The organism is Acinetobacter sp. YH16032 (assembly GCF_013417345.1).
Lineage (GTDB): Bacteria > Pseudomonadota > Gammaproteobacteria > Pseudomonadales > Moraxellaceae > Acinetobacter.
Map to the genome: position 1 here is coordinate 13262 of NZ_VPEE01000015.1, position 11062 is coordinate 24323.

Annotated in this window: 9 protein-coding genes; 4 read left to right on the top strand and 5 right to left on the bottom strand. The window is 40.1% G+C overall.

Translation table 11 applies throughout. From position 1 onward, the window contains the following. Positions 1 to 111: 111 nt before the first annotated feature. Complete coding sequence (gene polA / locus FTV32_RS09315; protein WP_180028504.1) at positions 112 to 2871, top strand: DNA polymerase I; 2760 nt, start codon at positions 112 to 114, stop codon at positions 2869 to 2871. A gap of 78 nt (positions 2872 to 2949) precedes the next feature. Here the strand turns inward: polA and FTV32_RS09320 are convergent, their stop codons facing one another. The 5 genes from FTV32_RS09320 to ppx all read right to left on the bottom strand — a co-directional run bounded on the left by FTV32_RS09320 (position 2950) and on the right by ppx (position 8075). After that, positions 2950 to 3498 (bottom strand): YggT family protein, encoded by a 549-nt coding sequence (locus FTV32_RS09320; protein WP_092768361.1) that lies wholly within the window; start codon positions 3496 to 3498, stop codon positions 2950 to 2952. Positions 3499 to 3521: 23 nt separating this feature from the next. Beyond that, positions 3522 to 4352 carry a pyrroline-5-carboxylate reductase gene (gene proC, locus FTV32_RS09325; protein ID WP_035268555.1) on the bottom strand — a complete coding sequence of 277 codons (831 nt, stop codon included), beginning with the start codon at positions 4350 to 4352 and terminating at the stop codon, positions 3522 to 3524. 21 nt (positions 4353 to 4373) lie between these two features. Then, a complete protein-coding gene (gene tilS / locus FTV32_RS09330; protein WP_180028505.1) occupies positions 4374 to 5726 on the bottom strand; it encodes a tRNA lysidine(34) synthetase TilS in 1353 nt (450 codons plus the stop codon). After that, positions 5663 to 6487 carry an acetyl-CoA carboxylase carboxyltransferase subunit alpha gene (locus FTV32_RS09335; protein WP_035268558.1) on the bottom strand — a complete coding sequence of 275 codons (825 nt, stop codon included), beginning with the start codon at positions 6485 to 6487 and terminating at the stop codon, positions 5663 to 5665. Before FTV32_RS09335 ends, tilS begins: the two co-directional genes overlap by 64 nt. Positions 6488 to 6554: 67 nt before the next feature. After that, positions 6555 to 8075, bottom strand: coding sequence for an exopolyphosphatase (gene ppx, locus FTV32_RS09340; protein WP_035268561.1), 1521 nt, complete (start codon positions 8073 to 8075; stop codon positions 6555 to 6557). A gap of 269 nt (positions 8076 to 8344) precedes the next feature. Between ppx and trxA the strand changes: the two genes are divergently transcribed. The 3 genes from trxA to FTV32_RS09355 all read left to right on the top strand — a co-directional run bounded on the left by trxA (position 8345) and on the right by FTV32_RS09355 (position 10946). Then, positions 8345 to 8671, top strand: coding sequence for a thioredoxin (gene trxA / locus FTV32_RS09345; RefSeq protein WP_035268564.1), 327 nt, complete (start codon positions 8345 to 8347; stop codon positions 8669 to 8671). A 320-nt stretch (positions 8672 to 8991) separates the two neighbouring features. After that, on the top strand, positions 8992 to 10260 hold the full coding sequence (gene rho, locus FTV32_RS09350; RefSeq protein ID WP_035268567.1) for a transcription termination factor Rho: 1269 nt from the start codon (positions 8992 to 8994) through the stop codon (positions 10258 to 10260). A gap of 401 nt (positions 10261 to 10661) precedes the next feature. Next, positions 10662 to 10946 carry a hypothetical protein gene (locus tag FTV32_RS09355; protein WP_035268570.1) on the top strand — a complete coding sequence of 95 codons (285 nt, stop codon included), beginning with the start codon at positions 10662 to 10664 and terminating at the stop codon, positions 10944 to 10946. Positions 10947 to 11062: the final 116 nt, after the last annotated feature.

Here is an 11062-nt window from a genome sequence, read left to right on the forward strand (position 1 = left end):
CATTTTGCGTTTTTCATCGCATATTCTGTACACTTGATTGCAAATCTTGTATCAGCGCAACTGCTGAAAATCACGTACAATGAAAAAGTTAATTGGATTAGGAACGTTTCAATGCCACCATTTGTCTTGGTCGATGGGTCATATTTTTTATTTCGTGCTTATCACGCACTACCACCGCTAACGACGTCAACAGGTTTACAAACCAACGCAATTCGCGGAGCTATTTCTGCTATCCAAAAGTTAATGCGTCGTGTTCAACCTACACACATGGCTGTCATTTTTGACACACCTGAACCAACTTTCCGTCATCAACTTTCCCCAATCTATAAAGGGGATCGACCGAGCATGCCTGACGAACTCGCTCAACAAATTCCATATTTACATAATTTAATACGCGCTTTAGGTATCCCACTCCATGCCATTCCAGGCGCGGAAGCCGATGATATCATCGGTACGCTGGCAAAACGTGCAGAAAAAGAAGGCTATCAAGTCTTGATTTCCACAGGCGATAAAGACATGGCTCAATTGGTCACGGACAAAGTGACACTTGAAGACAGTTTTAAAGACAAGCCCATGGATGTGAATGGCGTTTTTGAAAAGTTTGGTGTTTGGCCGAACCAAATTATTGATTATTTAACCCTCATGGGAGATGCCTCTGACGGCATCATGGGCGTTCCTGGTATCGGAGCAAAGACTGCGGCTAAACTGCTGAATGAATATGGTTCAATTGGTGGCATTCTTGAAAATGTCGATAAAATTAAAGGCAAAGTAGGCCAAAATATTAAAGACAATGTAGATGGTATTGCGCTAGATCATCAGCTAGCAAGTATTGTTTGTGACTTAGACATGAATCTGACCTACGATGATCTTAAACTCCGAGATCCAAATGTTGCAGAGTTACGTCAGCTTTACACCGAACTTGAGTTTAGAAATCAACTTCAGTCTTTAGATCATCCCAACAATCCAAATAGTGCTGCGTATAAACAATCAAGTCAAGTTGTCGCAAAACCGAGTACTGCAACATCGAAAATCGAAGACCAAGCGGTTCAAACTAGTGTAGATGATCAGCTTGGCGAGGCAACTTACCATACCGTTTTAACACCAGCGGATTGGGAAAAACTCTTTCAAAGATTGACTACTGAGAAACGCTTTGCTTTCGATACTGAAACCACAAGTTTAGATTATCGTGTTGCAGAGATGGTAGGCTTCTCTGTGGCATTTGATGCCCAAGATGCATATTACGTTCCGCTTGCTCACGACTATGAAGGTGCTCCAGAGCAATTGGATCGCGACGCTATTCTTGCGCAAATCAAACCAATTTTAGAAAACGCTGAGATTGAGAAGATTGGTCATCATTTAAAATATGATGCTCATATTCTCGAAAATCATGGAATTCATTTACAAGGCTGGTACTTTGACACCATGCTTGCCTCGTACGTGCTCAATGCTGTGGCGACGCGCCATGGTATGGATGACGTTGCGCGCGTTTATCTTAGCCACTTAACCACCACTTACGAACAAGTGGCGGGCAAAGGTGCTAAACAAAAAACCTTTAATCAAATTGAAATCGAAACAGCAGCGCATTATGCCGCTGAAGATGCCCATGTAACCTATCGTTTGTATGAGGTATTGGAGCGTAAGCTTAAAGAAATCCCAGAGCTTCTCAATATTCTTCATCAAATCGAAATGCCGACAGCTGCAGTTCTGACGACGATGGAAGAAAATGGAATTCAGCTCGATTTGAGTTTCCTCGATCAATTGGGTCAAGAATTTTCTAATACAATTCTAGAGTTAGAAAATCAGATTATCGAAATCGCGGGTCAACCTTTCAATGTCAGCTCACCTAAGCAGGTGGGTGATATTCTTTTTGATAAGTTAGGTTTAAAAGGTGGTAAGAAAACTTCAACAGGTCAATACAGTACCAGCGAAAGCATTCTTGAGAAAATTGATCACCCGATCGCTGCACTTATTTTAGAATATCGTGGCTTGTCTAAATTAAAAAGTACCTATACTGACGGTTTAATCAAACAAGCCAATAACGAAAGTCATCGTGTTCATACCAGCTACCATCAAGCTTTAACCGCAACTGGACGATTATCTTCAACTGATCCTAATCTTCAGAATATTCCAATTCGTGAAGAGATCGGTCGTCAAATCCGAAAAGCTTTTGTTGCACCTGAAGGTCGGGTTTTACTTGCTGCCGATTACTCACAAATTGAACTACGTCTTATGGCACATTTTTCACAAGATGAGGCTTTAGTTGACGCGTTTAATCACGGCCAAGATGTTCATCGCCGTACTGCAGCAGAAGTATTAAATATTGCTTTGGATGATGTAACCAATGATCAACGTCGCCAAGCCAAGGCTGTCAACTTTGGTTTACTTTATGGCATGTCTGAGTTTGGTTTAACGCGTCAATTGGGATTCACACGCGAAGAATCTCAAAATTACATTAAACAATATTTCCATCGCTATCCTGGCATTTATGAATATATGCAACGCACACGACAAGTCGCATTAGAACAAGGCTTTGTCGAAACCATTACGGGGCGTCGCTTATATACGCCAGATATCGATGCGCGCAATATGATGATTCGAAAGGCAGCTGAGCGTGCTGCAATTAATGCGCCTCTTCAAGGTTCTGCTGCGGAGATTATCAAAATGGCAATGATCGAAGTAGATAAAATTTTACCTAAAGCTCAGGCCAAATTATTATTGCAAGTTCACGATGAATTAGTGTTTGAGGTAGATGAAGCGATTGCTGACGAGATCTCTATTAAAATCGCAGATGCAATGCAAGGTGTTGTTCAACTCTCTGTGCCACTTGTTGTTGAAATCGGCAAAGGGAAAAACTGGGGCGAAGCGCACTAATTTCTAAGATTCTTAAATTATAAAAAAGGACTCAAATGAGTCCTTTTTTATGAGATTGTTTAAATCCGCAATTTAGATTTAACCAATTGATTTCAACATGATTTCAGCAATATAAAGTGTAAAAAATGCAAGGATAGGAGAAAGATCAATCATCCCTAAATTTGGCATTACTTTACGGAATGGTGCCAACATCGGTTCAGCTAATTCTTGAATCACTTCAATATATGGTGAACGTGTTTGTGAAAACATCAAAATCCAACTACATATAATGTAAGCAAACAGCAAATATTTAAGAATTGAAATTAATGCCTGCAACATTGAAAGTACTGTTGAACCAATAAAGTACAATGCATCGCCTGTTGGTAAAGCATTTAAATATTTATAGCCAAATACCTTAAGAAAATACAACAACACGATCAGCACTAAAGCTGCTAGATTTACACGCCCCTGTGCCACAGTTGGCAAGATTCGCCCAAACACATCTACAATTTTAGTTGCTTTCACTGTCGATAGCACAACAGGGTTATATGGACTGACTGCCGCCAATTGCATTAAAAAACGGAAAAATACCAATAAAATCGCAACATTAATGATAATGTCAAAAAATAGCGCAGAGTTCGCACCCATACTTCAATTTTCCTAAAATTTAATTATTTAGAACTATCACTTAATTCCTGAGCGAGCTCCTGACTGCGTTTTTTTGCAGCCGCAAGAGCAGCTTGAATATTCTGTGAAATTTGCGCTCGATCAAAAACTTCCAAGGCCGCTTGAGTTGTACCATTTGGTGATGTCACATTTCTACGCAGTTCAGATGGCGTATTAGAACTGGTGATCGCCATTTGTGCAGCACCGAGAGCTGTTTGTAGCGTTAATGCTGTTGCAGTTTTCTCATCCAAGCCTAAATTTTTCCCAGCACGAATCATACTTTCCATCATATAGAAAAAGTACGCTGGACCTGACCCCGATACCGCAGTTACTGCATCAATTTGCTCTTCTGAGTTTACCCAAAGTGTTAAGCCTGTTGCAGCTAAAATCTGACTTGCCAATTCACGCTTTGCTTGGTCAACAACGTCATGAGCATATAAACCATGGGCACCTGTTTGAACCAATGCAGGTGTATTAGGCATGACACGAACGATAAACTCCGTCCCCGTTAATGCAGCAATCGTTGCAATTTCAGCTCCTGCTACAATCGAAACAATTAACTTATTCTCAAATTTATCTTTTAACGGTTTAAGAACTTGTGCCAGTACTTGTGGTTTCACCGCCAGAACAACAACATCAGCATTTTGGATCGCGTCTTCATTATTGTCTGTAACTTGAATTTCTTTTTCTTTTAATAACTCTCTCACACGTTCTACAGGATCGGAAACTGTAATACGCGTTGTTGGTAAACCACGACTAATCAACCCTCCAATTAGGGCTTGAGCCATATTACCACCACCAATGAAACAAATATTACAGTTTAACGCAACACTCATGAACGACTCTCAACCTTGATTTTATAGCGATGAAACTAACTTTGGCTGCCAACCACCGACTTCACAATATTCTGATTCAGCCAGCCAAAACCCTTTTGGCGTGAAAACACCAAGCATAACATTATCTAAGCTTAAAATTTGAATAGTATGACGCTTCCATGGAAAAATTTGTGCCTCTTGAATTGCTTTTTTTAATGGCCATTTCCCCACACGTCCATGCAAATGGACTTTTTCCCCACCTTGACGATAATGCAATGTCAGAGACTGATTTAAAAGTTCTGTACGCAGACCACACTCTTCATGATGTTGGCAGATCTTAAATTGACCCGAAGCTAAATTAACAACTTGCTGGATTTCAAATTTTATTTCCGAATCAGTTGTGTTTGATTCTGCTAAGTATTCATCCTTAGGAACTCGATATAAGATATTTTGGAAACGAACATAATATTGTCCATTCCAATGCAATGCTGCTTGTGCATCAGGTTTCGCCAAAATAACTTCTTCAGTCAATCGCTCTACCATCTTAAATGCAGGACGGTATTGATCCTTACCTTTCATCCAATTGGATAAAAGTTGTCTTCTTCTTGCTAAACTTAATTGATTGAGTTGTCGTAAATCTAGATGATCATCATCGCCACAGAACGCCAAATCCTGTTGTAAAATCTCTTGCAAAATTTCATCCGCATCTTGCATCAACACACTGGTTCTCACAATCGCCTGTTGCATTTTAGGGAATCGGCTTTGCAAAATATTCCAAAGCTCATGACGGCACCAAGCTCGATCATAGTGCGTATCAAAATTGGTCGGGTCATCCACGTAGGGCAATTTGAGTTGTTCTACCCATTGGCAAATCTGCTCACGACTGAGATTCAATAATGGTCGCCAAATAATGAGGTCTTCACGCGAATCTAATAATTTCATCGCGGACAACCCCTGTATTCCAGCACCAGAGAACAAACGTAATAATACGGTCTCAGCTTGATCCTGCTGATGATGTGCCAGTACTAAAATATCTGTGTCGGATAAATGATGTTTAAAAGCCTGATAACGTGCTGCTCGAGCTTGCTGTTCCAAATTCCCTTCAGCAACTTGAACTGTCTCGAGAACCACAGGGATGTGCGCTGCCATACAAAATTGATGGACGAATTCAGCCCATTCCTGATTTGCAGATTGCAACTGGTGGTTAATATTAATCGCACGGATTTTTTGGGGAATTAATTGAGACATGACATACAGCAACAGCATGGAATCCATGCCGCCACTGCATCCCACTAAGAACGTGTGTTCATCACCAAATTTGGCAATTTGTTTTAAGAAGCTAGACCTGAATTGTCGCTGCCAAACTTCATTAAACGTTGGTAACGTGCTTCGCATCTTGCATTTGCATCCATTGGAACAAGCTCATCAAGTGCAGCTTGTAACACATGTTTTAATTTATCCATGACTACGTCTGGCTGAAGATGAGCACCCTCACCTTCATCTACAACATACTCAACAATACCAAGTTCTTTCAGTTTATCTGCAGTGAGTGCAAGTGCTTCACTCGCTTGCTCAGCTTTTTCAGCAGTTTTCCAAAGAATTGAGGCACAACCTTCAGGTGAAATCACAGAGTAAATACTGTGAGAAAGCATAATCACACGATCTGCAACGCCAATGCCTAATGCGCCGCCAGAACCACCCTCGCCTAGAACAGTCGCGATGACAGGTACTTTTAAACTTGAGAGTTGAGCTAGACTCGTAGCAATTGCTTCTGCTTGTCCACGCTCTTCAGCACCTACACCAGGGTATGCACCCATGGTGTCAATAAATGTGAAAACTGGAAGATTAAATCGTTCAGCCATATCAAGTAAACGCTGAGACTTGCGATAGCCTTCTGGATTACTCATCCCAAAATTATGCTGTAACTTTTCACGTGTACTACGACCACGATGTTGACCAACCACCATCACAGCCTGACCATTAAAACGTGCTAAACCGCCAACCATTGCACCATCATCACCATATAAACGGTCACCATGAAGTGCATCAAATTCTGTAAAAATTTCGCTCACATAATCTAAAAATTGTGGGCGATCTGGATGACGCGCAATTTGAACCGTTTTCCATGCTTTAGATTGAGCAGCTTTATTTTTCATAAGTCGATGAATATCCCTAAATTAACTATGACGTAGTTAACTAATAAAATTCGCTTATCAGCTTCTGTTAGCCAATAAATTGTTCCGACTGAATATTCAAAACGATATCCCAATGTTTAAATTGCACCTGCTCATCATGCAGCTCTGCAACCAACAAAGGCCATTGTTTTGCATCACCAGAAACTTTCAGTTGCCATTGTTGCTCATCTAATATCTTTAATTCAATGGCAGGAAGCATCTCATCGCTTCGGCTGTGATTCAGCAAAATTGCGAGACGAAGGAGCAAACATAGATAGACAAGTTTAATTCCACCGACTTTCGTCACATCATTTTTTGCTTCAGCACGCAATTTACGGCGATGATGAGCGACCAAATGTGACAAATGATTTTGATCAATTTGTGAAAAACCAGCAATGTCAGAATGCTGAAGCAAATATGCGCCATGACGATGATAACCACTATGACTAATGGCTAAACCTATTTCATGAAGATAAGCTGCTCGACGTAGCAAATCACTATCGTCATTATTTAGACCAAGCGTTCCTGCCACGCTATCAAATAATTGTTGAGCCGTTTCAACAACACGTTCTGCTTGTTTTTGATCAGCACCATAACGCCCCATCAAGGCTTGTACGCTACGATCTCGAATATCTTCATGCTGGAAGCGCCCGAGTAAATCATACATTACACCTTCTCGTAAGGCGCCATCTGAATAGACCAGCTTATCAACTTGAAGAACTTCAAATACAGCGTATAAAATCGCAATACCCGCAGGTAGGACTGCACGACGATCTTCCTTAAGACCCTCAAATTCCATGTCTGAAATATGCTTGTATTTGAGTAACTTATCTTTAAGTTTTTCCAAGCCTTCTCGCGTCAAGTTTTCCTGATCATCGCTCCAACCCATATTTACCGCAATTTGACGACAGGCTTTAATGGTTCCACTTGAACCAACAACAGTATCCCATCCTGCCGCACGGTAAGTAGTCGCGATACCCGAGATTTCTTTGCGTGCGGCAGTCACCGCACGATCGAAAGCTTTTGGATTAATATCTCCGTCTGCAAAATAGGCCTTCGTAAATGCAACGCATCCCATTTGCACGGATTCAGTATGAATCGGCTCAAACTCTTCACCAATGATTAATTCAGTCGAGCCACCACCAATATCAATCACCAAACGGCGACCGCTGTTCGCCATAGTATGTGATACACCTAAATAAATTAAGCGTGCTTCTTCACGACCAGCAATAATTTCAATAGGTTTAGGCAGAATTTCAGCTGCTTTTTGAATGAATTCATGCCCATTTTTAGCTTGGCGCAAAGCATTGGTGGCCACAATTCTTAAACGATTCGATTGGACTGAACTTAGGCGCCCTACAAATCGAGCCAAGCATGCTAAACCACGTTGTTGAGCAGCTTCTGTCAAATTTTTATTTTCATCTAAACCTGCGGCCAATTGGACCTTTTCAGACATCGATGCGACTTTTTTTACCTCACCATGATCAACTCGAGCAATCGCCAAGTGGAAGCTGTTTGAGCCCATATCAATGGCTGCAAGGAGTTCTTCATCAATCAAAAAATCAGACATTGTTGCGCTAAGTTCAACCAGAATTGTGCCTAGATTAATTCACATAACTGTAATTTAAAAGCCATTTATTTAGTCAATTTAACGACTATTTAAAAAATCATCATATATGACAATTGTGTTACACCGATCATGGAAATCGTGAGCATCAATTAGACATTTACAGAATTTAGTCCGAAAATAAACCCTATCCCCTACTTTGTTAAAGTGGTCTATGTAATACTTATATACATAGATAGACCGTTTTCAAAAAATTATTCGGAGTAAATTCCATGTCTGCTAATATTGTTAATACAACTGATGCTAATTTTGAAGCTGACGTTTTAAATTCTGACACGCCAGTTCTTGTTGATTTTTGGGCAGGCTGGTGTGCGCCATGTAAAGCTATTGCTCCTGTACTTGAAGTTTTAGCAACTGAATACGAAGGTAAGGTTAAAATCGTAAAAGTTGACGTAACTTCATGCGAACAAACTGCTGTAAATTACAATATTCGTAATATCCCAGCTTTATTGATGTTCAAAAATGGTGAAGTTGTTGCTCAACAAGTTGGTGCAGCTCCTAAATCTAAACTTGCAGCTTTTATTGAAGAAAATATCTAATTCTTTCAATTTTAATTGCCTTGAAAGCGTCAAATTTTTGGCGCTTTTTTTTGACGGTAAAATTGACAAAGAGCCATATCTCACTTATATTGCATGATCAAGAAACACTTGGACAATTTCTCCTCGTTTCTTACAATACACAAAACATAAGATCGCCGCTCGGCTAAAGAAATTGTTTACACATTTCTCCTCGAAAGAACTTACTAGATTCTGAGTTTGTTATTGTGCAAATCAATTGCTGCTCTTTTCTTGCACTGCGGATGTCTTTTGCTTCTATTCTATCTGTGTTCCACACTTCCTTTTAATTCAATCGACCATTTATGAACTTAACTGAACTCAAGAAAAAACCGATAGGCGAACTCATCAAAATTGCTGAGTTCATGGGCCTTGAAGGAATGGCACGTAACCGTAAGCAAGACATTATTTTTGCCATTTTGAAACGCCATGCTATGAATGGTGAAGAAATTTTCGGCGATGGTGTTCTTGAAATTCTGTCTGATGGTTTCGGTTTTTTACGTTCTGCAGCAGGGTCTTACCTTGCGGGTCCAGATGACATTTATGTCAGCCCTTCTCAAATTCGCCGCTTCAATTTGCGCACTGGGGATACGATTACAGGTACGATTCGTCCACCAAAAGAAGGCGAACGTTATTTTGCACTTTTAAAAGTGAATCAAATTAACTACGACACGCCAGAAAACTCTCGCAATAAGATTCTTTTTGAAAACTTAACGCCTTTATTCCCAACTGAACAATTAGTGATGGAGTTAGGAAATGGTTCGACTGAAGATTTAACTGCGCGTGTTGTCGATTTAGTTGCTCCAATTGGTAAAGGTCAACGTTCAATTATTGTTGCACCACCCAAAGCTGGTAAGACAATGTTGATCCAAAACATTGCTCAATCTATTGTTCGTAATAATCCTGAATGCTTCCTAATCGTTCTTCTCATTGATGAGCGTCCAGAAGAAGTAACAGAAATGGAACGTACCGTTCGTGGTGAAGTTGTTGCTTCAACATTTGACGAATCACCTGCACGTCACGTTCAAGTCGCTGAAATGGTGATTGAAAAAGCAAAACGTTTGGTAGAACACAAAAAAGACGTTGTTATTTTGCTTGACTCAATTACACGTTTAGCACGTGCATATAACACAGTTATTCCATCATCAGGTAAAGTTTTAACTGGTGGTGTTGATGCCCACGCTTTAGAACGTCCAAAACGTTTCTTCGGTGCTGCACGTAATATCGAAGAAGGTGGTTCACTTACGATCATTTCTACTGCTTTAATTGAAACTGGCAGTAAAATGGATGAAGTCATCTACGAAGAATTCAAAGGTACAGGTAACCAAGAGATTACGCTTGATCGCCGTATTGCTGAGAAACGTGTATTCCCTGCGATGAATATCAAGAAATCTGGTACACGTCGTGAAGAACGCCTCATGGATGAAGATAAACTACGTAAGGTTTGGATTTTACGTAAGCTTCTCCATCCTATGGACGAACTTGCTGCGATGGAATTCTTACTTGATCGCATGAAGGAAACCAAGACCAATGATGATTTCTTCGATCAAATGAAACGCAAAGCTGCCAACTAATACGCAAAAGGCCATCATTTATTGATGGCCTTTTATTTGGGTTGACACCATTTACATAAATACACAATACTAACTTTTGAATGTAACTTTTCTTGCAAGTATGTGATTTTTATCATCTTGTATTTTAATTCCCTTTATTTTTTAAGTATTTACTTAGTATTTCTCCAATTCAAAATGCAAAAATGATTGTAATTTTCTGTTAAAAATAGGGTCAAATTTCTCATTTTTTAAGCATTTTTTCATTTCGCCTAGTAGTAATTCAAAATACTCAGTGATAGCATGTCGGCATACCAGTTAGGCTGCTCCATGCGTTATTAACCTTACTAACGTTAGGAATAATAAAAGCACACAACAGACTAACCGGGTTTTTTGTCTCAATTTATTTTAATGAGAGTGATGCCATGTTATTCAAAAAAATTGCTATTGCTGCTGCCGTTGCTACTACTTTAGCTTTCGTTGGTTGTGCTAAAAAAACTGAAGAAGCTGCTGCTGATGCAAACGCTGCTGCATCTGAAGCTGTAGAAGCTGCATCTGAAGCTGTTGTAGCTGCTGACGCTGCTGCTGTTGAAGCTTCTTCTGAAGTTGCTGCTCAAGCTGACGCTGCTGCTGCTGAAGCTACTGATGCTGCTGCTGAAGCTACTGACGCTGCTGCTGACGCTACTGCTGCTGCTTCTGCTGCTCAATAATCTAAAGTTTAGATTATTCGAAAAAAAGAGAACCTTTGGTTCTCTTTTTTTATGCGCTGAATTTTATGAATACGCATAAAGTTAAGAGCATAAAAAAAACCTGAGCTGAGCTCAGG

Bases quoted from the DNA above. Each gene is read 5' to 3' on its own strand.
- polA (WP_180028504.1), top strand. From the start codon at position 112: ATGCCACCATTTGTCTTGGTCGATGGGTCATATTTTTTATTTCGTGCT.
- FTV32_RS09320 (WP_092768361.1), bottom strand. From the start codon at position 3,498: ATGGGTGCGAACTCTGCGCTATTTTTTGACATTATCATTAATGTTGCG.
- proC (WP_035268555.1), bottom strand. From the start codon at position 4,352: ATGAGTGTTGCGTTAAACTGTAATATTTGTTTCATTGGTGGTGGTAAT.
- tilS (WP_180028505.1), bottom strand. From the start codon at position 5,726: ATGCGAAGCACGTTACCAACGTTTAATGAAGTTTGGCAGCGACAATTC.
- FTV32_RS09335 (WP_035268558.1), bottom strand. From the start codon at position 6,487: ATGAAAAATAAAGCTGCTCAATCTAAAGCATGGAAAACGGTTCAAATT.
- ppx (WP_035268561.1), bottom strand. From the start codon at position 8,075: ATGTCTGATTTTTTGATTGATGAAGAACTCCTTGCAGCCATTGATATG.
- trxA (WP_035268564.1), top strand. From the start codon at position 8,345: ATGTCTGCTAATATTGTTAATACAACTGATGCTAATTTTGAAGCTGAC.
- rho (WP_035268567.1), top strand. From the start codon at position 8,992: ATGAACTTAACTGAACTCAAGAAAAAACCGATAGGCGAACTCATCAAA.
- FTV32_RS09355 (WP_035268570.1), top strand. From the start codon at position 10,662: ATGTTATTCAAAAAAATTGCTATTGCTGCTGCCGTTGCTACTACTTTA.